23 protein-coding genes are annotated in these 24,144 nt (G+C 58.4%); 13 read left to right on the top strand and 10 right to left on the bottom strand.

Annotated elements, in window-relative coordinates; all coding sequences use genetic code 11:
- The first annotated feature begins 35 nt into the window (after positions 1-35).
- The 3 genes from QDY28_RS12345 to QDY28_RS12335 all read left to right on the top strand — a co-directional run bounded on the left by QDY28_RS12345 (position 36) and on the right by QDY28_RS12335 (position 3,694).
- Positions 36-1,025 carry an ABC transporter substrate-binding protein gene (locus QDY28_RS12345; protein WP_331381975.1) on the top strand — a complete coding sequence of 330 codons (990 nt, stop codon included), beginning with the start codon at positions 36-38 and terminating at the stop codon, positions 1,023-1,025.
- 112 nt (positions 1,026-1,137) lie between these two features.
- Positions 1,138-2,688 carry a sugar ABC transporter ATP-binding protein gene (locus QDY28_RS12340; protein ID WP_331381974.1) on the top strand — a complete coding sequence of 517 codons (1,551 nt, stop codon included), beginning with the start codon at positions 1,138-1,140 and terminating at the stop codon, positions 2,686-2,688.
- Between the two features lie 34 nt (positions 2,689-2,722).
- Positions 2,723-3,694, top strand: coding sequence for an ABC transporter permease (locus QDY28_RS12335; protein ID WP_331381973.1), 972 nt, complete (start codon positions 2,723-2,725; stop codon positions 3,692-3,694).
- Positions 3,695-3,794: 100 nt separating this feature from the next.
- Here QDY28_RS12335 and QDY28_RS12330 read toward each other — a convergent pair whose 3' ends face one another.
- The 4 genes from QDY28_RS12330 to QDY28_RS12315 all read right to left on the bottom strand — a co-directional run bounded on the left by QDY28_RS12330 (position 3,795) and on the right by QDY28_RS12315 (position 8,132).
- Positions 3,795-4,796 carry an acyltransferase family protein gene (locus tag QDY28_RS12330; RefSeq protein ID WP_331381972.1) on the bottom strand — a complete coding sequence of 334 codons (1,002 nt, stop codon included), beginning with the start codon at positions 4,794-4,796 and terminating at the stop codon, positions 3,795-3,797.
- Positions 4,793-6,085, bottom strand: a complete 1,293-nt coding sequence (locus QDY28_RS12325; RefSeq protein ID WP_331381971.1) for an O-antigen ligase family protein — start codon at positions 6,083-6,085, stop codon at positions 4,793-4,795. Before QDY28_RS12325 ends, QDY28_RS12330 begins: the two co-directional genes overlap by 4 nt.
- 9 nt (positions 6,086-6,094) lie before the next feature.
- A complete protein-coding gene (locus tag QDY28_RS12320; protein WP_442967507.1) occupies positions 6,095-7,369 on the bottom strand; it encodes a polysaccharide biosynthesis/export family protein in 1,275 nt (424 codons plus the stop codon).
- An 82-nt stretch (positions 7,370-7,451) separates the two neighbouring features.
- Complete coding sequence (locus tag QDY28_RS12315; protein WP_331381970.1) at positions 7,452-8,132, bottom strand: sugar transferase; 681 nt, start codon at positions 8,130-8,132, stop codon at positions 7,452-7,454.
- Between the two features lie 747 nt (positions 8,133-8,879).
- Between QDY28_RS12315 and QDY28_RS12310 the strand changes: the two genes are divergently transcribed.
- Together QDY28_RS12310 and QDY28_RS12305 are read left to right on the top strand one after the other, a co-directional pair.
- Positions 8,880-9,170, top strand: a complete 291-nt coding sequence (locus tag QDY28_RS12310) for an exopolysaccharide production repressor protein (protein ID WP_331381969.1) — start codon at positions 8,880-8,882, stop codon at positions 9,168-9,170.
- A gap of 89 nt (positions 9,171-9,259) precedes the next feature.
- Positions 9,260-10,270: a glycosyltransferase family 2 protein gene (locus tag QDY28_RS12305; RefSeq protein ID WP_331381968.1), complete on the top strand. Its 1,011-nt coding sequence runs from the start codon at positions 9,260-9,262 to the stop codon at positions 10,268-10,270.
- Between the two features lie 13 nt (positions 10,271-10,283).
- Here the strand turns inward: QDY28_RS12305 and QDY28_RS12300 are convergent, their stop codons facing one another.
- Together QDY28_RS12300 and QDY28_RS12295 are read right to left on the bottom strand one after the other, a co-directional pair.
- Entirely contained in the window at positions 10,284-11,228 is a 945-nt protein-coding gene (locus QDY28_RS12300; protein WP_331381967.1) for a polysaccharide pyruvyl transferase family protein, read from the bottom strand.
- Positions 11,229-11,317: 89 nt separating this feature from the next.
- Positions 11,318-12,277: a glycosyltransferase family 2 protein gene (locus tag QDY28_RS12295; RefSeq protein WP_331381966.1), complete on the bottom strand. Its 960-nt coding sequence runs from the start codon at positions 12,275-12,277 to the stop codon at positions 11,318-11,320.
- Between the two features lie 794 nt (positions 12,278-13,071).
- Between QDY28_RS12295 and QDY28_RS12290 the strand changes: the two genes are divergently transcribed.
- The 8 genes from QDY28_RS12290 (at position 13,072) to QDY28_RS12255 (ending at position 21,791) form a co-directional block, all read left to right on the top strand.
- Positions 13,072-13,326 carry a hypothetical protein gene (locus QDY28_RS12290; protein WP_331381965.1) on the top strand — a complete coding sequence of 85 codons (255 nt, stop codon included), beginning with the start codon at positions 13,072-13,074 and terminating at the stop codon, positions 13,324-13,326.
- Positions 13,327-13,346: 20 nt separating this feature from the next.
- On the top strand, positions 13,347-14,150 hold the full coding sequence (locus QDY28_RS12285) for a glycoside hydrolase family 16 protein (protein ID WP_331381964.1): 804 nt from the start codon (positions 13,347-13,349) through the stop codon (positions 14,148-14,150).
- A gap of 107 nt (positions 14,151-14,257) precedes the next feature.
- On the top strand, positions 14,258-15,463 hold the full coding sequence (locus QDY28_RS12280) for a glycosyl transferase family 1 (protein WP_331381963.1): 1,206 nt from the start codon (positions 14,258-14,260) through the stop codon (positions 15,461-15,463).
- On the top strand, positions 15,460-16,458 hold the full coding sequence (locus QDY28_RS12275; RefSeq protein ID WP_331381962.1) for a glycosyltransferase family 2 protein: 999 nt from the start codon (positions 15,460-15,462) through the stop codon (positions 16,456-16,458). The genes QDY28_RS12280 and QDY28_RS12275 overlap by 4 nt, the downstream gene beginning before the upstream one ends.
- On the top strand, positions 16,455-17,396 hold the full coding sequence (locus QDY28_RS12270; RefSeq protein WP_331381961.1) for a glycosyltransferase: 942 nt from the start codon (positions 16,455-16,457) through the stop codon (positions 17,394-17,396). Before QDY28_RS12275 ends, QDY28_RS12270 begins: the two co-directional genes overlap by 4 nt.
- Entirely contained in the window at positions 17,393-18,460 is a 1,068-nt protein-coding gene (locus tag QDY28_RS12265; RefSeq protein ID WP_331381960.1) for a glycosyltransferase family 2 protein, read from the top strand. Before QDY28_RS12270 ends, QDY28_RS12265 begins: the two co-directional genes overlap by 4 nt.
- 4 nt (positions 18,461-18,464) lie before the next feature.
- A complete protein-coding gene (locus tag QDY28_RS12260) occupies positions 18,465-19,370 on the top strand; it encodes a UTP--glucose-1-phosphate uridylyltransferase (protein WP_331381959.1) in 906 nt (301 codons plus the stop codon).
- A gap of 84 nt (positions 19,371-19,454) precedes the next feature.
- Positions 19,455-21,791, top strand: a complete 2,337-nt coding sequence (locus QDY28_RS12255) for a polysaccharide biosynthesis tyrosine autokinase (RefSeq protein ID WP_331381958.1) — start codon at positions 19,455-19,457, stop codon at positions 21,789-21,791.
- 5 nt (positions 21,792-21,796) lie between these two features.
- On the opposite strand, the gene QDY28_RS12250 is transcribed toward QDY28_RS12255, so the two are convergent.
- The 4 genes from QDY28_RS12250 to QDY28_RS12235 form a co-directional block, all read right to left on the bottom strand.
- Positions 21,797-22,684, bottom strand: coding sequence for a DMT family transporter (locus QDY28_RS12250; protein ID WP_331381957.1), 888 nt, complete (start codon positions 22,682-22,684; stop codon positions 21,797-21,799).
- A 121-nt stretch (positions 22,685-22,805) separates the two neighbouring features.
- Positions 22,806-23,366, bottom strand: a complete 561-nt coding sequence (locus tag QDY28_RS12245) for an NADPH-dependent FMN reductase (RefSeq protein ID WP_331381956.1) — start codon at positions 23,364-23,366, stop codon at positions 22,806-22,808.
- A gap of 124 nt (positions 23,367-23,490) precedes the next feature.
- Positions 23,491-23,805, bottom strand: coding sequence for a MocE family 2Fe-2S type ferredoxin (locus QDY28_RS12240; protein ID WP_331381955.1), 315 nt, complete (start codon positions 23,803-23,805; stop codon positions 23,491-23,493).
- A gap of 49 nt (positions 23,806-23,854) precedes the next feature.
- A partial coding sequence (locus QDY28_RS12235; RefSeq protein ID WP_331381954.1) for a fatty acid desaturase occupies positions 23,855-24,144 on the bottom strand: 290 nt, incomplete at its 5' end.

The following is a 24,144-nucleotide window of genomic DNA, read 5'->3' as shown; positions in this document are numbered from 1 at the left end:
TGTGCAGGAGCAGAGCGCGTTGAGAGGAGAAATCAATGAAAATCGCCAAATCCCTTCTGTCCCGCCGCACTTTTGCTGGCCTTGCCGGCGCGGCCATCATCGCAGTCGCCATGCCGGTGCAGTCCTTTGCTGCCGATGTGACCATTCCGATCATCGTCAAGGACACGACATCCTTCTACTGGCAGATCGTTCTTGCCGGCGCTCGCAAGGCGGGCAAGGATCTTGGCGTCAACGTGCCGGAACTCGGCGCGCAATCGGAATCCGACATCAACGGCCAGATCAGCATTCTCGAAAACGCCGTTGCCGGCAAACCGGCCGCCGTCGTGATCGCGCCAACCGAACGCAAAGCGCTTGGCAAGCCGGTGGATGAAGCCGCCAAATCCGTGCCGGTCGTCGGCATCGACTCGGCCGCCGATTCCAAAGCCTTCGTATCGTTCCTAACAACCGACAACACAGCCGGCGGCCGCATCGCTGCTGACGGTCTTGCCGCGGCGATCAAGGGCATGACCGGCAAGGAAGAAGGCGAAGTCGCCATCATCACCAGCCTGCCGGGCGTCGGCTCGCTCGACCAGCGCCGCCAGGGCTTCCTGGACGAGATCAAGAGCAAGTATCCGGGCCTCAAGGTTGTTGCTGACAAGTATGCCGATGGTCAGGCCACGACCGGCCTCAACATCATGACCGACCTGATCACGGCCAATCCGAAGCTCGTCGGCGTCTTCGCCTCGAACCTGATCATGGCGCAGGGCGTTGGCCAGGCGATTGCCGAAAACAAGCTTGGCGACAAGATCAAGGTCATCGGCTTCGACAATGATGACAAGACCGTCGGATTCCTGAAGTCCGGTGTTCTTGCCGGCCTCGTGGTGCAGGACCCCTATCGCATGGGTTATGACGGCATCAAGACCGCGCTCGCCGCCTCCAAGAAAGAAAAGGTCGAGGCCAACGTCGACACCGGTGCAAACCTCGTGACCAAGGAGAATATGAGCGATCCGAAGATCGACGCCCTGATCAATCCGAAGGTCAAGTAACCAGTTGAGGCCGCGCCTGGGAGACCAGGCGCGGCCTGTTTTCATTTCGGCTTCGTTTGGTCGGCTCCGCGCCGAGACGAACGGAGCGAATGCTCGCCTAAGGAGGAGACCCATGACGAACCTCGAAGAGATCAGTCATCGACACGATGACAATATCCGGACGGAAGCAAGCCGCGTTCCGGCGGGTTCGCCTATTCTCGAACTCAGGGGGCTACAGAAGCGCTATGGCTATGTCGAGGCGCTGAAACCCGCGACGATCACCTTCCTGGCGGGCGAGATCCACGCCATCGTCGGCGAAAACGGCGCCGGCAAGTCGACCCTTATCAAGCTCCTGACCGGCGTCATCACCAGAACGGCGGGCGAAATATTCTGGTGCGGCCATCCGGTCGGACTTTCCAATCCCAATGAAGCGATCGCGCGCGGCATCAATGCCGTGCATCAGGAGGTCGTTCTCTGCCCTCATCTGACCGTTGCAGCCAATCTTTTTCTCGGCGATGAGGTCAATCGCCTGGGGCTGATGCGCAAGAAGCAGATGGAGAAGATGGCGCAGACCGTGCTTGACGATCTCGGCTTCGGCCTGCCGGCGGCCGCGCTGCTCAGTTCGCTCACCATCGGCCAGCAGCAGCTCGTCGCCACTGCCCGCGCCGCGATGCGCGGCACCCAATTCCTGATCTTCGACGAGCCGACGGCCTACCTTACCCGCAAGGAATCGGCGCAGCTCTTCAAACTGATCCGCCGTCTCCAGAGCGAGGGCGTTACCATCGTCTATATCAGCCATCGCATGGAAGAGGTCTTCGAACTGGCGGACCGCGTCTCGGTCCTGCGCGACGGAACCCATGTCGGCACGCGTACGATCGGCGAGACCAACGAGGACGAGTTGATCAAGCTGATGATCAACCGCTCGATCGAGCAGATCTATCACAAGGAAGAGATTCCGATCGGGGAGACCATCCTGGAAGCCCGCGGCCTGTCCGGTCCCGGTTTTGAAAATATCTCACTGAGCGTGCGAGCCGGCGAGATCGTCGGCCTCTACGGATTGATCGGCGCTGGCCGCAGCGAATTCGCGCTCGGGCTTTATGGCCGTCAGCCGCTGTCGGCAGGCGAGATTTACTGGCAGGGTCGCAAGGTCAATATCCGCAGCGAGCGGGACGCCATGGACCTCGGCATTGCGCTGGCGCCGGAAAGCCGCCGCGACCAGGGACTCTGCCTCAATCTGCCGATCGGCCTCAACATCAACCTGCCGGTGTTCAAGCGGCTGAGCCAGGGGCCGATCATCAACAATAGCGGCGAAGCGGCCAATGCCGACAAGCAGATCCGCGATCTCAGCATCAAGACGCCGAGCCGGCGGGTTCTCGTTTCGGCCATGTCGGGCGGCAATCAGCAGAAGGTCGTTATTGGCAAGTGGCTCAGCCACGGCGCCAAGCTCTTCATTTTCGACGAGCCGACCGTCGGCGTCGACGTCGGTACCAAAGCGGAGATCTACCGGCTGTTTGCCAAGCTCTTGCGGGGCGGCGCGGGGATCATCGTCATCTCATCCTATCTGCCTGAGGTCTACGAACTCGCCGACCGGCTGCATGTTTTCCGCCGCGGCCAGCTCGTCGCGAGCCATGATTTTCACGCTGCCACGCATGAGGAAGTCCTCGGCGAGGCGATCGGCGTCTGAACGACACATAAGATAAGAAAGAGGGAGAACAACAATGGCCGTAAATACGACAGAAGGCCCAACAGTTGCACCGCGGCGCAAGATGAACATCCTCTTCAGCTTGACGCTGATCCTTCTTCTACTTGCTCTTTGGGTCGTCCTCGGCTTTTGGACGGACAAGTTCTGGACGCCGCTCAACATCACCAATCTGATGCGACAGGGCTCGATGACGGCGATCCTGGCTCTCGGTCAGACCTTCGTCATCATTACGGCGGGCATCGATCTGTCCGTCGGCGCCATCGTCGGCTTCTGCACCGTTATCATCGCGTGGCTGCTGCAGGCCGGATTTCCGGTTTCGGCCGCCATTCTCATAACCTTGCTGTTCGGCGTGCTGATCGGCGCATTCCATGCCTTCGGCATCGTGCGCATGGGCCTGCCGCCCTTCATCATCACGTTGGCGACGCTGACATCCCTGCGCGGCATCGGCCTGCTCATCACCAATGGCTCGACGATCAACATCGTCAACGACGAGTTCACCAATTTCGCCGTCGCCGATTTCCTGGGCATTCCGAGCCTCTTCTGGATGGTGATCCTGGTCGCGATACCGGCTTTCATTTTCCTGCATCTTAGCCGCTGGGGTCGCTATCTTTTTGCTGTCGGTTCGAACCGCGAGGCCGCGCGTCTCTCCGGCGTCAACGTCACCTGGATGATCTATCTCGCCTATATCCTGTCGGGCACCTGCGCCGCCTTCGTCGGCGTCCTGCTCGCCTCGCGCATCGCCATCGGCAATGCGACGCAGGCGGATGGCTGGGAATTGCAGGCCATCGCCTCCTCCGTCATCGGTGGCACCAGCCTTTTCGGCGCGGTCGGCTCCGTCTACGGTCCCCTGATCGGCGCCTTCATCCTCGCGACCATAAACAACGGCGCCAACCTCCTGAACCTGAACTCCTTCTGGCAACGCATCATCACCGGCGTATTGATCATCGTGATCGTCTATTTCGATCAGCTACGCCGCCGTCGTCTCTGAAGGCATTCGACAATAGTCGCGGAGGCCGCGACTTCGCCGATATCAGCCCCTTTTGGCAAACGACATGCGCCATCAGATCGGGACCAAGTTTGATCACAGGTCACGCGGGCGACGGGCGTGACCTTTGCCAGCTCAAGCTTCTCAACAGGTTGCGAAGAGGCTTTTCGACTGCTTCGTAAGCGCAGATACCGAGCAAAGTGCCGGAGATGACGCTGAGGAATGTCGCGACGTCGGAGGGCATCTGTGTGGATGCTACCACTTTTATGACCACCGAAATCGCCAGCGTGTGCCAGAGATAGATCGAATAGGAGCTGTTGCCGAGGTAGGTGAGCAGCGGAATATTTGGCAGCTTTCCGCTTCGTTCCAGCGATACGATGCCAAGCACCAGTGTGACGGCGAGTGGTCCGCAGGTCACTTCGTTGAAGTCGAGGCCGATAAGCTCGATGGCAGTAAATCCCGACAAAGCGGCAAGGACCAGGGCAAGACCGAGACCGGCGCCCGGTATGCTCCCGGCCAGCCACAACCGGCCGAGAACCGCGCCGGCCACGAACTCGAGGATGATCGGCTGCGCGTAGGTGAGCAGCAGAGAGGATTGCGGATTGAAGATGTTGCTGGCGATGACGAAGGCAAGGAAGATACCGGCCATGCTTACAAGCTGCAGACGGCGTGGCAAAAGCAACGTCGCGGCGAAGATGACGTAGAAGAACATTTCGAAATTCAACGTCCAGCCCTGCACGAGAACCGGCCAGATTTCGCCGTTGCTCGGCGAGCGCACGGGAATGAAAAACAGCGAGCCGAAGATATGGGCAGCCGTCAGCTTCATGCTCGGAAACAGGCCGGCGAGCGCACCGGCAATCATGATGCTGGTGACGATCCAGTAAGACGGGGCGATGCGCTGCAGGCGATCGAGTAAGAAGCGCATCGGCGTCACCGGACGGCGCTCGCTCATTGTCCACATGATGAAGCCGCTGATGACAAAAAAGACGTCGACGCCGGCCGCTCCGATGCGGAAAGGGTTGCCGGTGCGCTCAGCGGCGTGGAACAGGACCACGGCGAGAGCTGCAAAGCCGCGGAGATATTGAATGCCATAAAGAGTCTTCATCTGCTGATCCGCGACTCCCAGTTCCTCGATGGCGCAAACTCCATTCGATCGTCGGGAGCAAGCGGAACGAGCTTTGGCGCTCGCGTTTTCATCGTCAGCTTGCCTGCCGTGAAATAAAACAGGAAAGAGCCGATCTGATAGGGATTGAGAATGTCAATCTCCACGAAGGCACGAGTGAGAAGCAGCGTCGCAATGCCGAGCAGCACATAGGACTCATCATTTCTGATGTCGGTCAAAAACCGCTTGAGATGAACGATGACGCCGGTAAGCAGGATCGCGACCAGGAGGCTGACGCCGATCAGGCCGGTTTCTACGGTTGTTTCGATGAAGGTGTTGTGGAAATGGAAGCCGGTCCGAGAGGCGATGTAGAATTCATCCCACAACCGCTCCGGCTCCGAAAAACCCTGTACCCAATAGCCCTGATAACCGACGCCGAAGAAAGGACGCTGCGCGGCGGCTTCGATGCCTTGCTGCCATAGATAGGTGCGGCCTGTCAGTGTCGAATCCTTGCCGAAGGCTCCGAGCACAAGATCGACGCCGCCGAAATTGACACCGGCGACTGCGACCGCCAGACCGGTTATCGCCAAGACGATAAACAGCCTTTTTCGCTGCCGAGGCGACAGGAACAGGATCGCCCGCATGCCAATGCCTAGTGCGACGACCAACCCGGTGGTCAATACCGACGTCGCCGATTGCGAGGCGAGCAGGCAGTAGGCGGACAGCAGACCGGCAATGCCACCGCCCACCATCCAGATGCGGCGCTCGCCAAGAATGACGACGGCGGCAAAGGCGAAATATATGCCGAGCGAGGCATAGAAGCCGAGCTGGTTCTTTGAATCGAAGGCGCCGACGAAACTATATGTACTGTCGAGCGGGTCATAGGCGTAATAGCCGAATAGGATCGAATAGAGCAGCACGAGCACCGTACCGGCAATCGCGCCGCGCGTGAGCGTTCGGATATCGATCGTGCGCATGGCGATCAGTGCGCAGAAAATATGCGTCATGTACTGGATCGCCGCACGGGCCGTAACCGAGGGCGCCGCCGACCAAAAGATTGAGAGGCAGGTAAAGGCTCCGAAGGCGAACAGCCAGAGCTGCTTTTGGTAGTTCCCAAGCGTGCTGCGATAGCCGATCAGCACCAGCGGAAACCAGAGGCCATAATAGAGAAGGATGGAGACCTGCCCGAAGCGGGAGGAATAAGCGAAGACGAAAAAGGAGAGCGCAACGGCCACCGCCCCGTAGGTGGCGTTGTTCCCTGGACGAATGAAGGTCGATTTCGCGATCTGCATCGACCCTCCTTAACGCATGGCAAGCGCGCTGCTGACCTTGATGAGATCGCCCGGCAGGACCTGGGTGTTCTCTTGAGCCGGAATTTCCTTCGTCTGACCGTTGTCATCGCGCACGATCGTATAAGAGATGTTGACGCTCTGTCCGCTGGGATCAAGGTTGCTGGCATCGGCCGATTGCGCGACCGCTTCCTGCATCAAGGCCTGGCTGGTGGAGAGCTTAAGCTGCAGGGTTTCCAACTGGGTGTCCGTATCCTGCAAGTCCTGCGCAAGCGAGTTCTGCCAGTCGTTGCGCAGCGTATTTTCATCCTGGTTGGCTTTGCTGATGCTCTGCTTGGCGTTCAGCGATGCCGTGTCGGTATCCAGCAGATTGGTCTCCACGTCGGAAGCGCGCTGCTCGGCCGAGATCCTGCGGGATGCAAGTTCCAATCCTCTTTCCGCCAAACTCTCGACCTTGTCGCGGTCCGCTTTGGCAAGGTCGAGCTGGTGGCTCAGCGTGTCCGTCTTCTTCGCCAACGCCTCCACCTCGCTTTGCAGCAGCACTTTCAGGTCCGCCAGCGCCTGCAATTGCGTTTTCAGCCGCTCGCTGCGCGTTTTCATCAGGGCGTCTTCGCTGGCGAGCAGGTCGGCCGACTGCGGCAATTTCTGCAGCTCCGGCGGAACATCGATCTGATCTTTACCCGCGAGTTCCGCCAGCAGACGCGCCTTGCGCATCAGCAAGCGTCCGCGCTCCGCCATCAGGACGACGGCATCTCCCTTGGCATTGATGTAGTCACGAGCAAAGCGCTGGCCGGCATCGGCGCGCCGCAGCCCGCCGCCGAGGCTGACTGCCTTGAGAACGGTGAGGTTGGGCACAAAAGGAAATTGTCCGGGATTCTGAACCTCGCCGGTGAGATAGATGGGCCGGAATTGCGAAAGCTCGACGGAAGCCGAGGGCCGGTCGCGCAGGCCGAATTGTTTCTGCAGCCCGATGCCGATCGCTTCGGCAATTTCGTCCGTCGTCTTACCGCTTGCCGGCATATCACCGATGAAGGGAATGGAAACCGAGCCGGACGGGCCGACAGTGTAATCGCCAGAGATCGTCGACCAGTCGCGAACCGAGCCCTCCGCAGTCTGCCATTCGGCAACGCGAATGTGCAGCTTATCCATGACTCCCAAGTGATATCCAGGAAGATTATCGGCGTGCGCACTCCCCAACGGCATGCACAGGCTAAGAGCAATAAGAGCTGCGCAACGAAGAGGTGTGGCCGTGCCAACGGACTTACCAGGAGACTGAATTTCAATCATGCAGGATCTTCCCTGTTATTAGAGTGCAGCCCCGCATTCCGGGGAAACCGCAGGCGTCTCCCTGCGGTATCTGCGTTCGCCATCAGTAGCTGCCACGCGACAGGCAGACCGCAGGAATGGTTTTGGCGATGATGACAACGTCGCTGCTGAGCGACCAGTTCTTGACGTAGTGCGTGTCGAAAGCGACCCGGCTGGCGTAGGACACGTCGTTGCGACCGCTGACCTGCCAGAGGCCTGTCAGGCCAGGGCGGGATTGGAGGTAGTAGATCGCCGCATTTTCGTAGAGTTCCAGCTCGTCTTCGACGACGGGACGCGGCCCGACGACGCTCATTTCACCGCGAATGATATTGATGAGCTGCGGCAGCTCGTCGAGGCTCAGTTTGCGAAGCACGGCGCCGACAAGGGTGACGCGAGGATCATTCTGCAGTTTGCGTGTTGCACGCCATTCTTCCATTGCCCGGGGGTTGGCCTGCAGATAAGCCTTCAAAACCCTGTCGCCATCGACGACCATGGTACGGAACTTCAGGCAACGGAAGGTCTTGCCGTTATGTCCGATGCGGCGATGGCCGTAAAAAACGGGACCCCGATCCGAGAGCTTAACCAGGAGCATAAGCATAACGAAAATGGGGCTGATGAAAATCAGCGCCATTAATGCGGCGGTGACGTCGAACGTCCTTTTAAGGAATCCACCTGTCGGGGGAAAGACGTCGCTTTCCGGAGCGCTGAAAAAAGCCGATGTGGCCGATCTCGTCGCAGACTTCATAGAGATGACTCCATTCATGTTGGCGAATTGGTCGGAAATGTCTCGGGCGCCTAGTTAGGGCTATGCAGTGGGGAGTGTAGGTGGCGATTATGATTTTTTAAGCCAAATTTTTGTGGCGGCGCAAAATCGCGACAGGGTTTTACCCCGCGAGCGGTAGATTTCTTAGGTTTAGATATTTCTTATATAACAGGTGTACTAAAGAACGTATTGTATAAGCGGCCAGAAAAGCGCTAATTACGTGAAGGATCGAGATCAGAGAGAATGTTAACGGTTACATGGCCGGTTTATTCATGCGCTCTTTTTGAAACTACGCTTTGCGCACTCTTGAACGTTTATGCGCAAACTTGATTTTACGTGAAAAATATTGCGCTGCAACACCATATTGCAATGCACATGGTGGGCATCGCGATAGGCAAACTATGTAATAAAAGTTGATTGATTGGACTCAATTCGAGAACGTGCACGGCGACAAGGTATGCTCATAAGGGTTGCGAAAACTGTCACGCGACAACCCATGTGAGAAAGATGGAAAAAGAAAGACAAAATCGACTGCAATTGCACGTATTATGGAGGAGTAGTTTTAACGGGTGATGCGTTAAAGTCGTATTCGTTCCGTAATCGTAATGGATCGCCAGTCATTTGGTTGAATCTCAAGGATTCATTAAATATATTTGACTTGTGGGTCTATTTAGGGAGGTAAGACCTTGATCGCTCTTTTCCTGATGACTATGCGCCGGAGGTGACGTCATGTATGCGCCACGCGTTTTCATCAGCATGCTAGGTACGTTGGCTGTATTTGCCATTGCCACCTATTTTCTCACGCAATCAGTTTCGACCACCTTCATCGAAACGGTGATTTGTGCAGTGCTACTGCAGATCGGTTATTTTGTCGGTGTTCTATTCCTGGTCTGGAAGGAGCGGAGCGCGCGAGAGTCGTCGCTGAACCAAGACTTGGCTGCAATGCCGTTGCGCGATGACGATAAAATCACCGGCCTGCCCGCTTCAAATCTCAATCGCTCCGAGCCCTTCAATCCGTAAGGTCGCTGTAAGGCGGATCTTTTGGCGCTCGCATGGTTGCCGATGGCTGACGCCGTCCTAAGTCTCCGGCAGAATTCATGGAGGCTGATGTGACCGACAGTGCCGAAAACAATGTCTGTGTAATTATTGCCGCGAAGAATGCCAGCGACACCATTGGCCTTGCTGTCGCTTCCGCCCTCCGCGAGCCAGAGGTGGCTGAAGTCGTCGTCATTGACGACGGCTCGATAGACGGTACCTCCGCCTCCGCCAGCCTCGCCGACGATGGTAGTGGGCGGCTTACCATCCATGCATTCGAGGAAACCCGCGGCCCGGCCGCAGCACGCAACCACGCGATCGAGATCTCGCGTGCCCCCCTGATCAGCATCCTCGATGCCGACGATTTCTTCTTTCCAGGGCGATTCAAGCCTTTGCTCGCCAGCGATGATTGGGATTTCGTCGCCGACAACATAGCGTTCGTCAACGCCGATGCGGTTTCCGTCGCTCTTACAATGCTCGATCGTTTCGAGCCACAACCGCGCTTTCTCGATCTAATCGCCTTTGTCGAAGGTAATATCTCTAAGCCAGGGGTGCGACGCGGCGAGATCGGTTTTCTAAAGCCGCTGATGCGCCGGTCATTTTTGGACGCTCAAGACCTGCGTTATAACCAGGCCCTCCGTCTGGGAGAGGATTACGATCTCTACGTGCGGGCCCTAGCCAGCGGTGCGCGCTATAAGATCATTCATAGCTGCGGTTATGGCGCCGTGGTGCGCAGCAACTCGCTGAGCGGCCAGCATCGCACCGAAGATCTGCATAGGCTTTATGAAGCCGATCGGGCAATCCTCGCGGGCGGCGGCCTCTCCCCGGCCGACGCAGCCGCCATCCGCCGCCATGAGCAGCATGTTCGCGGCCGCTATGAGCTGCGTCGGTTTCTCGATATCAAGGGACAATCGGGCCTTGCGGCAGCGGCCTCTTATGCATTGGGCAACCCCGCAGCCATTCCGGCCATTGCCCGCGGCATTCTTGCCGACAAGACGGAACGTTTTCGCAAAGGCGCCGGGGTGCCGATTGCGCATTCTGGAGCGAACGGCCTGCGCTACCTGCTGCAGGCCGCTCCTGAGTAAATTTTTGTCGATATCAGAAATAGTCGCGCCGGACGCCTTCGATGACTTCAAAAAGGCGCTGCTTGCGATTGGCAAGTGCAGCGTCGGCGCTGAGTTGCGGTTTCGCCTTGCTCGCCTGCCAAAGCGCCAAGGCCGAGGGTACGGCAAGCGCCTGTTTCGCCATCGTCCTTAGGCGGGTCTGTTGCGGATCGACGAGTACCGCCGCCCCCCCGTGCCCGTCCTTCTCCAGCTCTTCGACGGCCTGCTCGTCACGTTCGAAACCAACGCCCCAGAACTTAGCACCCTTGGCGATCGCTTCTGCCCGGGTGGAAACCGGAATTTGTTTTGGCGCATAGGTTACGCCGAGAGAACGGGCCCAGTCGTTCCACTTGAAGCTGTTGATTGCGCGTGAGGTACTGACGGCAATCCACGGCACGCGGAAGGCGTCGGCAAGGATCGCGCCATGCATGGACTCCGCGACAATCAGCTCGGACGTTGCGATCTCGCGGATCACAGCCTTCGCCTCGCCGCGAGGGTCGAGACAGGAGAGCCCGACAGTCTTGCATATCTCCGGCCAGAGCCCGGCGGCCGCCGACTCCCAATGCGGAACGAAAGTGCGGCGATTGGTTTTCGGCAGGTTTTTGAATTCCGGCATTTCAGTTACCATCACTGCCGGATCGATGATGCCCATGTCCTGCGGAAGGCCAACTTTTTCCGCCGTCAGCGGGCCGCGCACGCTGCGGATATCCCATTTGGTCTTGTCGCCCATCTCCGGTAGCGAGCCGTAGCCGAAGCCGCTGCCGATCACGAGCTTATGACCGTCGAGCGGCAGGATCAGGGTGTTGAGAACGGTGCCAACCCCGACGAGCAGGGTTTCTCTATGCACGTCGCGCAAGCCCGGGAGCAAAAAATCCCAGAGCCAGAGATTGAGATCGTCACCGAAATTGCCATGGGTGGATTCCCAGTGGAACGGCTTCATACAGGTCTCCTTGGTAATTTCGCTATTAGCCGAACACGCGCTGGCTCTTTAGGAATGTGCGGCATGTCGGCTTTGCTGCGGTGCGAAAACTAGGGCGTAAATTTACTCACGGCAAGCTGCACCGCACTCTGCAATATCGCAGGATCGTGCCATGCCCACTTCATCAGCAGCCCAAATTGCGGCAATTGCCGCCGGCGTAGCTGCCCCACTTGGCTCCATATCGCCTGTTTTCGGGCGCGATTTTTGTAGGAACGAATTGATGCAATATCTTGGGGTCGCTGCAAAAACCGCTGCTCCAGCGTATCGAGCGCCGTCCAGGTGTTGAACTGCTGCCGCAGGAACTCCGGCGAGGCGCTGTCGATGCTGTGAAAAATATTCATTCCCTCCCCGCGCAGGGCACCAGCGTCTTCGCAGAGCAACACGCGCTTGGCAGCCAGTATGCAATCGCAAAAGAACAGCACATCCTCGGCCGCCAGCCGCAGCTTGGCCTCGAAACGGATTTTCTCAAACAACGACCGTCCGATCACCATGCAGGAAAGGTGCAAGAAGGCCCAGTCTTTCAGCATGACGCTAGCGACATCGGGAACTTCGATCAGCGAAGGACGAACCGAAAGGCGCGTGGCATCCGCCGATTTAACCAATTCCGCGATGCCGAAATGATAGGAAAATCCCTCACCGCCTTCGATCGAGTCCCAATAGCAATCGGCGTTATGGCGCGTCAGCGCCTCGAACGCGTTGCTGAGATGTAGCGGTGCCCATTCATCGTCGGAATCAAGGAAGGCGACAAAGCGGCTCGAAGCTGGCACATTGTCGAGGCCCGTGTTGCGGGCGCCGCCCGGTCCTGCATTGGCCTGACGGATCACTCTAATTCGCGCCCGATCTTCATCACTAAGCGATTGCAACTCGCTTTCCGCTCGCAGCGGCGATTCATCGTCGACGATGACAATATCGAAATCCTGAAATACCTGCTTGAATATGGACGTCAATGCACGCTGCAGAATGCCCGTCTGCCGCTGGTAGAAGGGAATAACTATTGTAATTGACGCCATTTTCTCGCCCTTGTGATTTCAACAAAGAATTTGCGGCCCCTTCGCAGGAGCGGGTTATGAATTTTTCGACATTTCCATCGCCGATTTTTCCGTCGGCTCCGAGAGACAGAATGTCGCCGTGGCCCCACAGTTAGCGCCCGTTCGATTACGAACAATGTCGAACAGTGTGTTTTATCAAAGACCCGCGCATTGCCTTGGGGGGTTTCGTGTCCCGCCTTTTAGAAACGGCGGACAATTAGCCTTTGTCGTTCGCTGCCGAGCGCCGCACTGCAGACGCTGGGGACGCTTATCTGCCCATTCGTAGAACTCGTCTGCTCACGCAGGATGTTCAGAGCAAAATAACAATCTGCAGGCGAGTCACCTTTTTCTGATTTTCTCAGTAAGATTGTATCATTGCCCTATTTTGATCACGATTGACCTCGGATTTCTGCCGCAGCGCAAAAAAATCCTCGGACGGTGGAAAAAAATTTAGTGCCGCTGCAGCGTGTAATTCCATGCCGCCTTCAGAATATGATACCTTTCTTAAATCCATTTAATACCAAATACCTATATGGGCACTAACCCAATTGGATTAGATGTGTTCCCATCAATTTTCATAGGAAGACGAGGGGCTTCCGGGTCGCACACCCCGGTTTTTTGCTGCATCGCCATATTTCCTTTCGAGAGATCGCCCTAGCTTACGTCTGCGGGCTCTAGTCTGCTCTGGTCGAAACGGCTGCAAGGGGGGAGCGGTCTGAAAAAGGGTGACAGATATCGTGAATGTGACTGCCAACGTGTCTTCGCGGATCAATCGCATGCGCATTGTGCCCATCTGGGGCACCATGTTTGTACATATCCCGTTCGATACCGATTCCAGCCCATTCAACGGCGCCTATGGCCCCTTTGACTGGTTTCGAATTTTCCTACGCGACAGCCTGTTTCGCGTGGGCTTTCTCCGCCTGCGCGCGATTTCCGGCGCCCTGCCCTCCTTTTGCGATCTACTGACCGGCAGCCGCACGCGGCCGCGCCTTGAAGTCCTGACCGCCGGTGGCCGGCGGGTGACCTCCTAGTAAACGAGTAAAGGTGACACATGACGAAACCGATCTTTCATGCGCTAAAACTCAGCCTCGTTTCCTTCGCCGTTTTGAGCAGCGGCCTTATTCCCTCTGCAGTTTTCGCACAGGAGGACCAGCCGAGCGGAAGGTCTTTCGTCGACAACTTCGACAAGATCGACAGTGCCCGGTGGTACATTTCGGATGGCTGGAACAACGGCCCGCACCAGAACTGCACCTGGTCCAAGAAGCAGATCGGTGTCGAGAACGGCATTCTGCAGCTTAAATTCATCCAGGCCAAAACCGGTGCCCGCGACTATGCCTGCGGCGAAATCCAGACGACGAAGACCTATGGCTACGGCACCTACGAAGCGCGTTATCGCACCGCAACAGGCTCTGGCCTTAATTCGGCTTTCTTCACCTATATCGGTCCGACCGACAAGAAACCGCATGATGAGATTGATTTCGAAGTCCTTGGCAAAAACCCCGCGCAGGTTCAGCTCAATCAATATGTCGGCGCCAAAGGCGGCAATGAAAAATATGTTCCGGTCGCCGGTGGTGCCGATCAAGGCTTCAACGATTACGCGTTCGTCTGGGAAAAGGACCGGCTGCGCTATTACGTGAACGGCCAGCTCGTTCGGGAGGTCACCGATCCTTCGAAAGTGCCGACACATGCCCAGAAGATCTTCTTCAGCCTCTGGGGCACGGACACGCTGAACGACTGGATGGGCAAGTTCGCCTATGGCGGCGGGCCGGCGACCATGCAGATCGATCGGGTTGCCTTCACGGCGGCGGGCGACAAGTGCCAATTCCCGGAATCGATCGCCTGCAAGCTCAACTGAGACGTTCCGGCTGCGAAGCGGATTCCTCAGCCGGAGCAATGAACCCGATGCAATACGAACGAAACGAGGCGCCCGGCTTCCCGCCAGGCACGAAAGCGAAAGTTTTCATGCTGCATATTCTTTATTTCGTCCATGATCTCGCCGATCCCGCCATTCGCAGGCGGGTGCTGATGCTGCAGGCGGGTGGGGCGAAGGTGACGCTGGCGGGCTTTCGGCGCGATGACAATACGCTGGCTGCCATTCACGGCATTGAACCGATCGAACTCGGCCGGACACGCGACGCCCATTTCGGGCAGCGTATCGCTGCCGTTGCCAAGTCGGCTCTGCAACTGCGCGGCCTGCTGCGCTCGGTCGAAAAGCCGGACGTCATCATTGGCCGCAACCTCGAAATGCTGGCCGTGGCTAACCGCGCCAAGTCCATTCTCGGCGGCGATATGCCCGTTGTCTATGAGTGCCTCGACATTCACCGGCTGCTGCTGCGCAAGGATGTCTTTGGCGGTGCTCTTCGTAGCGCGGAGCGTCATTTCGGTACGGATGCGGCGCTGCTGCTGACCAGTTCGCCGGCCTTCGTCGAGCATTATTTCCGCTCTCGTTCCGGTCTCGATTTGCCGATCGTCCTTCTCGAGAACAAGGTCATGGCAGTAGACGGCACCGGGGCTGAGATCGCCCTACCCCGCTTGCCGGGCAGCGGAGAGCCCTGGAAGATCGGCTGGTTCGGCGCGCTTCGCTGCCGCCAGTCACTAGAATTACTGGCTGACTTTTCACGCCGGATGGAAGGCCGCTTCGAGATCATCTTGCGTGGCCGGCCGGCCCATTCGGAGTTCAGTGATTTCGACGGGTTCGTGCGCAATGCGCCTTTCATGCACTTCGGCGGTCCTTACAAGAATCCCGAGGACCTCGCGGCGATCTACGGCGAGGTGCAATTCTCCTGGGCGATCGACTTTTTTGAAGAGGGACTGAATTCCAGTTGGCTATTGCCGAACCGCCTCTATGAAGGCGGCCTGCACGGCGCCGTGCCGATTGCCTTCGACGGTACCGAGACTGCACGGTTCCTGGCAAACCGGAAAATCGGGCTGACGCTCGAAAAGGCAAACGCTGCCAACTTGGTCGCTCTCCTGGGCGATATGAACAGTGAACGCTACCTCGCCGCCTTCAACGCCTTGGCCGCGCAGGACCGCAGGCAATGGATGACCGATCGCGCTGAATGCCGAGGATTGGTGCAGCGGCTGACCTCCCTTACCGGCGCCGGCCAGCAAAACGCCGAGTTACAGACCCTCCCAAAACTGCATCGCAATAGAGGTGGATTGCAATGAAGACCGGAATTCCCATGGATATGCGTTGTTTGATCGTTATCCCATGCCTCAACGAGGAGAAGCATATCGAGCCGCTGCTTGCCAAGCTCGGCCGTGCTCTGGACGAACTTGATGCCCGGATCGTGGTTGCCGATGGCGGCAGCACCGATAGAACCCGCGATATTGTGAGGGAGGTCGCGGCGGCCGATCCGCGCATTCTCCTGCTCGACAATCCGAAGCGGCTGCAAAGTGCTGCGATCAATCTTGCGGTCGAAACTTTGGGCGATGACTACGACTATCTCATCCGCATCGACGCCCATGGGGACTACCCCCGGGATTACTGCCAAATACTGGCGCAGGAAGCCGATGCGACCGGCGCGGATTCCGTTGTCGTCGCCATGCGCACCATGGGCTTCAGCGCTTTCCAGAAGGCAACCGCAGTGGCGCAAAATTCAAAGCTCGGCAATGGCGGCTCGAAGCATCGCGAAGGCGCCAAGGGGCATTGGGCCGATCACGGCCATCATGCGCTGATGCGCATCGCTGCGTTCCGCGCCGTCGGCGGCTACGACGAAGCCTTCAGCCATAACGAGGATGCGGAACTCGACTATCGTCTGCGCAAAGCCGGCTATTGCATCTGGCTCACCGACAAGACGGCGATGACCTATTATCCGCGTTCCAGCATTCCAACGCTCTTCCGGCAGTATCTCGGCTATGGCCGCGGCCGGGCGCGCAATATTCTTAAGCATCGCAGCATGCCGAGCATCCGCCAGATGCTGCCGCTGGCCGTGGTGCCGATTTTCGTCGGCGCCTTTCTGGCGATCCTCAATTGGATCGCGGTCGTTCCCATCAGCCTTTGGGCTTTCGCCTGCGTCGCCTACGGCTTCTGGATCGCTCTTGGAGAAAAGAACCCGTACGGACCGCTTGCCGCCATCTCGGCTATGGTCATGCATTTTGCGTGGTCGATGGGCTTCTGGATGGAAGTCCTTAGCTTCCGAGGACGCAGGGTGATATCATGACAGGGAACCGAGAGCGCCGGCCCGTGATTATCGATATCGCCGTCTGCACCTATCGTCGTCTCGAATTGGACCAGACGCTGTTGTCGCTGGCGGTTTTGACCGTGCCTGCCGACACTCTCGTCCGCATCATCATTGCGGATAATGACGTTACGCCGAGTGCGCGCGACCGGGTTGACGCCATGCGGTCGGCGGTGCCCTTCGAGATCACTTATGTACATTGCCCTGCGTCGAACATTTCGATCGCCCGCAATGCTTGCCTCGACCATGCTACCGGCGATTTCGTGGCTTTCATCGATGACGACGAGACAGCGTCGGAGGATTGGCTCTCGGAGTTGCTGGTTACCGCGGATGCCACCGGCGCTGACGCCGTTCTCGGCCCGGTGCGCGCCGTCTATCCGAACATTGCGCCGGGCTGGATGCGCCGTGGCGACTTCCATTCCACATTGCCGGTCTGGGTCTCTGGCGATATCCGTACCGGCTATACCTGCAATGCGCTGCTGCGACGCAATGCGCCGTCGCTTGCCGGCCGTCGCTTCGATCTCGCGCTGGGACGCAGCGGTGGCGAGGATACCGAATTCTTCACCCACATGCATCAGGCGGGCGGGCGAATTGCCTTTGCCAAGGACGCCCTGGTCTACGAACCGGTGCCGAACGGTAGGGCAACGCTCGCCTGGCTCACGAAGCGGCGTTTTCGCATGGGTCAGACGCATGGACGGATATTGCTGGAGACATCGGCTGGCCCTCGCCGGTGGAAGGCAATTGCGCTAGCCGCGACCAAATCCGGCTATTGCTTTGCAGCCGCTGCGCTTTTTGCCGCTCTGCCTTTGCAGCGCCATCGCTATGGCCTGCGCGGCATCATGCACGCCGGCGTCGTCAGCGGCCTGTTCGGTGTCCGAGAAATCGAACAATACGGAAGTTTGGAGAAAGCACCGCAATGACGGATTTCATCCCCGATGTCAGCTTCGTCATCGCAGCCTACAATGCCGAAGATACGCTGGAGCGCGCCATAGACAGCGCGCTCGCGCAGGGCGCCGTCAGCATGGAAGTCATCGTCGTCGACGATTGTTCCACCGACAACACGCCGACGATCGCAGGCAATCACACCGATCCGCGTGTACGGCTGGTTGCCATGCCCCGCAACGGCGGTCCCGCTGCGGCACGCAATGCCGGCTTGGACGCCGCTCGCGGTCGTTGGGTTGCCGTGCTCGATTCCGACGATGCGTTGCGCCCGGATCGTATGGCCCGGCTGATTGCGCGGGCCGAAAAGGCCGAGGCGCAGATCGTGGTCGACAATCTCGATATCATCAGAGGACAGGATGAGACTGCAGGCACCATGTTTCCCGAAGCCGTGCTTTCGCGCCTGCCGGTTCTGACGCTGGCAAAATTCATCTCGTCAAACATGATTTTCCGCTCGGAGCATAATTTCGGTTACATGAAACCCGTCTTTGAGCGGGCTTTCATCGAAAAACACCACCTGCGTTTCGACGAGACCCTCAGGATCGGTGAAGACTATATCTTTCTCGCCTCCGCATTGGCCAACGGCGGCGTCTGCGCCGTCGAACCTACGGCTGGTTATCTCTACTACATTCGTGAGGGCTCAATCTCGCGGGTGCTGAAGCGGCAAGACGTCGAGGCGATGATCGCTGCCGACCGGAAGTTTTTTGCTGAACATCCTTTCGGTGCCGCCGCTCTAGCCGCTCAACGGCGGCGCACGCGGAACCTGAAAGAAACACTGTCCTTCCTGATGCTTGTCGAAAGCATCAAGGACGGCGCCCTGCCGAACGCCCTGAAAATAGTCTGCCGCAACCCACGCGCAGTCCGTCATTTGCGCATGCCGATCGCAGCTCGCCTTCGTCGTCTTGCCGCCCCTCTTAGCGGCAGCGGTGAGGCAAGCGTCCTGCCGGCACCCGTTCTGCCGGCAGGCGGCGAAGTGGCTGCGACGCCTCAAATCTCCCCCTCCCTCCCTAGTTTGGGCGCAGGCCCTCACTCTAACAAAGGATAGAGCAATGGACCCTAAGCATCCTGTGAGAAAAGCGATCATTCCGGTTGCCGGCAACGGAACCCGTTTCCTGCCGGCCACCAAGGCGATGCCTAAGGAAATGCTGACGATCGTCGATCGTCCGGTAGTGCAATACGCTGTCGATGAGGCCATCGAAGCCGGCATCGAGCACATCGTCTTCGTCACAAGCCGCAACAAGTCGGCCATCGAAGATCATTTCGACGACACGCCGGAGCTTATCTCCTCGCTGCATAGGGCGGGCAAAACTAAGCAGGTCTCCGAACTGGAACGTCTTCTGCCGCGGGCTGGCTCCATCAGCTTCACCCGTCAGCAATCGCCGCTTGGTCTCGGCCATGCCGTATGGTGCGCCCGCGACCTGATCGGCAACGAGCCGTTCGCGCTGCTGCTTCCCGACATGGTCTGCCACGGCCTGCGCGGCTGCATGGCGGGGCTGATGGAGCTCTACGACGAAGTCGGCGGCAATATCGTCGCAGTCGAGGAATGTGCGCCAGAAGAGACATCGAAATACGGCATCATCGGCCGGGGCGCGCCGGTGCGACATGGCTTCAGCGTGACCAAAATGGTTGAGAAACCGCACCCGTCCGAGGCGCCTTCTAACTTTTACCTCAATGGGCGCTATATTCTCCAGCCTGAGATCTTCGACATTCTGGCCCGGCAGGAGCGCGGCGCCGGCAACGAGATCCAACTGACCGACGGCATGTTGCGCCTGTCTCAAACGCAGGACTTCCATGCCCAGGCCTATAGCGGACGGACTTTCGATTGCGGATCGAAGCAGGGCTTCATCGAGGCGAACGTCGCCTTCGCATTGGCACGCGCGGATATTGGCGGTCTCGTCTACGACTCGATCCGAAACCTGGTTCTCTCGCACGAAGCGCAGATGACCGCAGCTTAAGCCGCTTCATACTTTCGCCTGCGGCCTTGCTGGCCGCAGGCCAGAGCCGTCATTCATTCAGGCTTCTCCGACAAGGTGGTCGCCATGCATCAGAAGAATTTCACCGTCCACAGCGCTCTTCCAACTGAGGAGCAGGATGGTTTCATTGACCTAGACCGGCTGATGGCGGTCATCACCCGTCGCATCCGCACGATCATTGCCGGAGTGGCCATCTTCCTCGCACTGGCGGTCGCGTATCTGTTGACGGCGCCTTCGAGCTATACGTCGATGACGCAGATACTGCTCGATGAAAATATGACGAAATATGCGGAGGATCAGCCGCCGCCGGCAAGCAGTCAGCAAGCCGATATGGAAATCGCCAGCGCCGTCGAAATCCTAAAATCCAACGAGATGGCATTGCGCGTCGTCGATGCGGCCGGTCTTGTCAACAATGACGAGATCCTCAACCCGCCACAGTCGCCGCTGGCTCTGATCAAGTCCGGCGTAAAGCTGATCGTCAGCGCCTTTAAACCGGCAACGCCGCCGCTGACGCCCGATCAGGCGCGTGAAGCGCAACGTCAGCAAGTCGCCGCAGCATTGCAGACCGATCTGAAGGTGGAGCGCGTCACCCGCAGTTCCGTCGTCGCCGTATCGTTCGATTCAACCGATCCGCAATTGGCCGCCAAGGTCACGGCCGCCTATGCCGACGCCTATTTGACGGATCAGCTCAACGCCAATTTCGATGCGACCGAGCGGGCATCTGTCTGGCTGCAGGAGCGGCTGAACGATCTGCGCGAGCGTTCGCAACAGGCTGCGCTCGATGTCGAAAAATACAAGGCCGACAATGGTTTGACCTCGACCGGCGGCGAGCTGATGTCGGAGCAGCAGATTTCCGATCTTAACAAGCAACTGATCATCGCCCAGGCCGACACGGCCAGCGCCTCGGCACGTTACTATCAATATAAGTCGATCATCGACCAGGGGCCGGACAATGCGGTGAAAAACGCGACGATCTCGTCCAGCCAGACCGACAACAGCGTGCTGCAGGATCTGAAGACGCGCTATCTCAATGTGCAGAAGCGCGAGCAGGACGTCACGCAGAATTTCGGCGCCGATCATCCCCAGGCCGTCGCGCTTCGGGCGGAGCGCGAAGACATTACGCGGCAAATTTACCAGGAGCTCCAGCAACTGACGGCGAGCTACAAAAATGAGTTCGACGTTGCACAGTCGCGTGCCGTGTCGCTGCGCAATAGCATCGAAGGGGTGGTCGGCAAGAATTCCGAAGCCAATAAATCTCTGGTGCGATTGAATGAGCTCAACCAGAAAGCGACAGCCCTGAAGACGCTATACGAATCCTATCTCAGCCGCTATGAGGAGGCATCGCAGCAGCGTTCCTTCCCGATCGCCAAGGCGCGCGTCATCTCCGCCGCCGGCGTTCCGACCGCGCCGTCGAGCCCGAAGAAGACGCTCGTCATGGCGCTTTCGATCGTGCTCGGCTTGATGGCCGGTGGTGCCTTTGCCGCACTTCAGGAATTCCGCGATCGCTACTTCCGGGTGGAAAGCGATGTGCGCACGGCGCTCGGCCTCAAGTTCCTGGGTTATCTGCCGCTCCTCGGCCAACAGACATTCGACAAGAAGAAAAAGAGCCGCAGACAAAAGGCCGGGCCGGCAACCGCCGAAGAGGCCGAAAACGGCGTCGCTTTCGAGCGGATCATGCGTGTCTCGGTCGAGGCTCCGCGCTCGATATTCGCCGAAACCTTGCGCAATGCCAAGCTTGCCAGCGATGTCATGCTGCAGGGACGCGCCGACCGGGTGATCGGCGTCATCTCGGCGCTTCCCGGCGAAGGCAAGTCGACGACGGCCGCCAATTTTGCCGCCCTGCTCGCAAGCAGCGGCAAGCGCACGCTGCTGATCGACGCTGACTTGCGCAATCCCGGTTTGAGCCGGATGCTGAAGTCGCCGCCGCAGACCGGCCTTATCGAGGCGGCTCTCGGCGAAATACCCTGGGCAAGTGCGGTCAGGGTCGATCCGCGTACCAAGCTTGCCATTCTGCCGGTGGTCCTGCGCGATCATCTTCTGCACACCAGCGAACTCCTGTCTTCGCAGGGCATGCTGAACCTGATGGAAAGCGCGCGGAAGATGTTCGACTACATCGTCGTCGACCTTGCGCCGCTGGCACCGGTCATTGATGCCAAGGCGTTCGCGCCGCAGGTGGATGCGTTTTTGTTCGTAGCCGAATGGGGTGCGACGCCGACCAATCTCGTCAGGGACCTCTTGGAACAGGAGCCGCAGATCAATTCGCGCGTTCTCGGCGTCATCCTCAACAAGACGGACATGTCGGAACTGTCGCGCTACAGCGACTTCGGCGGCACGGAGCGCTACCGGCAGAAATACACCAGCTACTACACCGAGGAACGGCCGAAGGCAGAGATCGACGCCTAACCTTCCTATGTCTTCAACGTCCTGGCACCAGTGCGTGCCAGGACGTGTTCGCGCCAAATCGTGAAGATGCCCGCGGCAACGACGATAACCGCACCAATGACCGTATTAACACTGAGGGTCTCGCCGAAGATCGATATGCCGATGATCGCCGAGAAGACGAGCTGCAGATAGGTGAGCGGCTGAATGACCACCGCGTCGAGAAGATCATAGGCGCGAATGAGGAAATAGTGGCTCGACATGCCGGTAAGGCAGAGTACCCCCAGGAAAGCCCAGTCATACGGCGCAACCGGTGTCCAGAAGAACGGTCCGATACAGCTCATGGCCACAGCGCCGACGACGCCGGTGTAAAAGAAGCTCGTCATGGCGGGGTCGTCGCGGCTGACATAGCGGGTGATGACGACATAAAACGAAAACAACAGGGCACCGGCAAGCGGCACCAGGAAACGGACGTCGAAAAAGCCGCTTTCCGGCTTCAGGATCAGCAGAACGCCGATAAAGCCGATGCAGATTGCTAGCCAGCGGCGCCACCCCACCTTTTCGCCGAGGATCGGTACGGACAGCAATGCCACTATCAAAGGTCCGGATGAGAAGATTGCCTGCGAACGGGCAAGGCCGACAATGACGAAGGATGAAATGGCGACGACGATCTGCGAGGCGAGCAGCAGCCCACGCGCGACCTGCAGCCGCGGCCGTTTGGTGCGGATGGCGGCACGCAATCCGCCCGGAGAGCGTGACGCCATTGCGACGGCAAACAGCATGAATGCCCAATAACGGATCATTGCCACGAAGAGCGGCGGATAGGCACTGACCAGATGTTTGGAGATCCCGTCCTGTATGGCGAATATGCTGATCGCCAACAGCGTGAAGATATAACCGGCGGTATTGGATTTCATTTCGGCTCGAAGGAAAGATGGTATGCAGCCCGGAAGCGCCGACGCGACGCTGCCAATTCAACAGGTTGTGCGATCTTTCAATCATAGTTCCGCGCATGCCTCACTACACGAAATGTGTCGATCAGCTCTTTTGCGTGCTTTCCACGAATGCGGCGAAACCCTCGATGAAAGCGGCAAGGTTCTGCTTCACTTTCTCATCGACGATTTTGCCTTCCGCATCGAAAACGCTGCCGGCGCGCGAAACCATCAGCCGCCCGCCGAACCAGGGATCGGCGCCAAGTGTGCGAAATACGGGCAGCCAGGCATTCTGGCTGAGGATCGTGCCGAAATTGCCGGGCGAAGCGCCGAGAATGGCGACGGGTTTTGCCCGGAAGATACGGGGAATATCGCTGGACGGCCTGCTCATCCAGTCGACCGCGTTCTTGAAGACGCCGGGAAGCGAGTTGTTGTATTCCGGCGTGAACAGGATCAAGCCATCGGAAGCTGCGGCAAGCTCCTTAAGCTCACTCACTTTCTCCGGAACGCCTTCGGCCGCCTCGAGATCGCCATCGTAAAGCGGAACGCCATGGACGGTCCTGGCGATGAGTTCGACACCTGGTGGCGCCAGTTCGACGGCGGCGTGCAGCAATGCCGTGTTGAAAGAACCTTTGCGAAGGCTACCCGATATGCCCAGAATTTTCATGGCGTTCCCCTTAAATTGGATGGGGAGAAATTTATAGTTCGGCGCGATACGTCAAGGGCTGATGATCGTCTGGACGCTGTTCACGTGGCACGAGGCATTTTGGCAAGACGAATATCGCCGCCCCTCAAAGTGCAATAAACACGGTGCCGTTTTCGACCTTGACCGGATAGGTTTTGAGATTGATGCAGACCGGAGCGCCCTTGGCCTCGCCGGTTCTGTAGTCGAAGCGGCCGTTGTGCTTGGGACATTCGATGATGTTGTCCATCACCAGCCCGTCGGCAAGATGGACCTGCTCATGCGTGCAAAGGCCGTCGGTGGCAAAATAGTCGTCTTCCGGACTGCGATAGATGGCGAAGGTTTTGCCACCATGGTCGAAGCGCATGACGTCCTCCTCGTCGATCGCATCCGCCGCGCAGACTTCGATCCAATTGCCGCTCATTCCTGCCTCCCTGTATGTCGTTCTTATCTGCTGTTTGGCTTGGCCGCCGTTATTGCGCCGCTTGCGTCAGCGTATTGTGGAATTCCTCGCGATAGGGCCGCGCTGTCGCCGGCAGCTCTCGCTTCAGGAAATAATCCTCGTTGCGCAACTGCCGCAGGAAGGCCGGGATCATTTCGCGGTAGCCCGACCAGATCGAGGGATTGGGCTTCGGCAGATCGTGTTTGATCATCGCATGCAGCTTCGGCAGCGCATGATAGGGCACCATCGGGAACATGTGGTGCTCGACATGGTAGTTCATGTTCCAATAGATGAAGCGGCTGACCGGGTTCATCAGYACCG

The organism is Rhizobium sp. BR 362 (assembly GCF_036528765.1).
Taxonomy (GTDB): domain Bacteria; phylum Pseudomonadota; class Alphaproteobacteria; order Rhizobiales; family Rhizobiaceae; genus Rhizobium.
This window is presented reverse-complemented; position numbering and strand designations above follow the sequence as displayed.

Coding starts and splice junctions, on each gene's coding strand:
- QDY28_RS12330 (WP_331381972.1), bottom strand. CDS start 4,796: ATGAAGACTCTTTATGGCATTCAATATCTCCGCGGCTTTGCAGCTCTC.
- QDY28_RS12325 (WP_331381971.1), bottom strand. CDS start 6,085: ATGCAGATCGCGAAATCGACCTTCATTCGTCCAGGGAACAACGCCACC.
- QDY28_RS12290 (WP_331381965.1), top strand. CDS start 13,072: ATGCGCATTGTGCCCATCTGGGGCACCATGTTTGTACATATCCCGTTC.
- QDY28_RS12255 (WP_331381958.1), top strand. CDS start 19,455: ATGCATCAGAAGAATTTCACCGTCCACAGCGCTCTTCCAACTGAGGAG.
- QDY28_RS12275 (WP_331381962.1), top strand. CDS start 15,460: ATGAAGACCGGAATTCCCATGGATATGCGTTGTTTGATCGTTATCCCA.
- QDY28_RS12245 (WP_331381956.1), bottom strand. CDS start 23,366: ATGAAAATTCTGGGCATATCGGGTAGCCTTCGCAAAGGTTCTTTCAAC.
- QDY28_RS12310 (WP_331381969.1), top strand. CDS start 8,880: ATGTATGCGCCACGCGTTTTCATCAGCATGCTAGGTACGTTGGCTGTA.
- QDY28_RS12295 (WP_331381966.1), bottom strand. CDS start 12,277: ATGGCGTCAATTACAATAGTTATTCCCTTCTACCAGCGGCAGACGGGC.
- QDY28_RS12300 (WP_331381967.1), bottom strand. CDS start 11,228: ATGAAGCCGTTCCACTGGGAATCCACCCATGGCAATTTCGGTGACGAT.
- QDY28_RS12280 (WP_331381963.1), top strand. CDS start 14,258: ATGCTGCATATTCTTTATTTCGTCCATGATCTCGCCGATCCCGCCATT.
- QDY28_RS12240 (WP_331381955.1), bottom strand. CDS start 23,805: ATGAGCGGCAATTGGATCGAAGTCTGCGCGGCGGATGCGATCGACGAG.
- QDY28_RS12265 (WP_331381960.1), top strand. CDS start 17,393: ATGACGGATTTCATCCCCGATGTCAGCTTCGTCATCGCAGCCTACAAT.
- QDY28_RS12320 (WP_442967507.1), bottom strand. CDS start 7,369: ATGATTGAAATTCAGTCTCCTGGTAAGTCCGTTGGCACGGCCACACCT.
- QDY28_RS12260 (WP_331381959.1), top strand. CDS start 18,465: ATGGACCCTAAGCATCCTGTGAGAAAAGCGATCATTCCGGTTGCCGGC.
- QDY28_RS12285 (WP_331381964.1), top strand. CDS start 13,347: ATGACGAAACCGATCTTTCATGCGCTAAAACTCAGCCTCGTTTCCTTC.
- QDY28_RS12345 (WP_331381975.1), top strand. CDS start 36: ATGAAAATCGCCAAATCCCTTCTGTCCCGCCGCACTTTTGCTGGCCTT.
- QDY28_RS12250 (WP_331381957.1), bottom strand. CDS start 22,684: ATGAAATCCAATACCGCCGGTTATATCTTCACGCTGTTGGCGATCAGC.
- QDY28_RS12315 (WP_331381970.1), bottom strand. CDS start 8,132: ATGAAGTCTGCGACGAGATCGGCCACATCGGCTTTTTTCAGCGCTCCG.
- QDY28_RS12335 (WP_331381973.1), top strand. CDS start 2,723: ATGGCCGTAAATACGACAGAAGGCCCAACAGTTGCACCGCGGCGCAAG.
- QDY28_RS12270 (WP_331381961.1), top strand. CDS start 16,455: ATGACAGGGAACCGAGAGCGCCGGCCCGTGATTATCGATATCGCCGTC.
- QDY28_RS12340 (WP_331381974.1), top strand. CDS start 1,138: ATGACGAACCTCGAAGAGATCAGTCATCGACACGATGACAATATCCGG.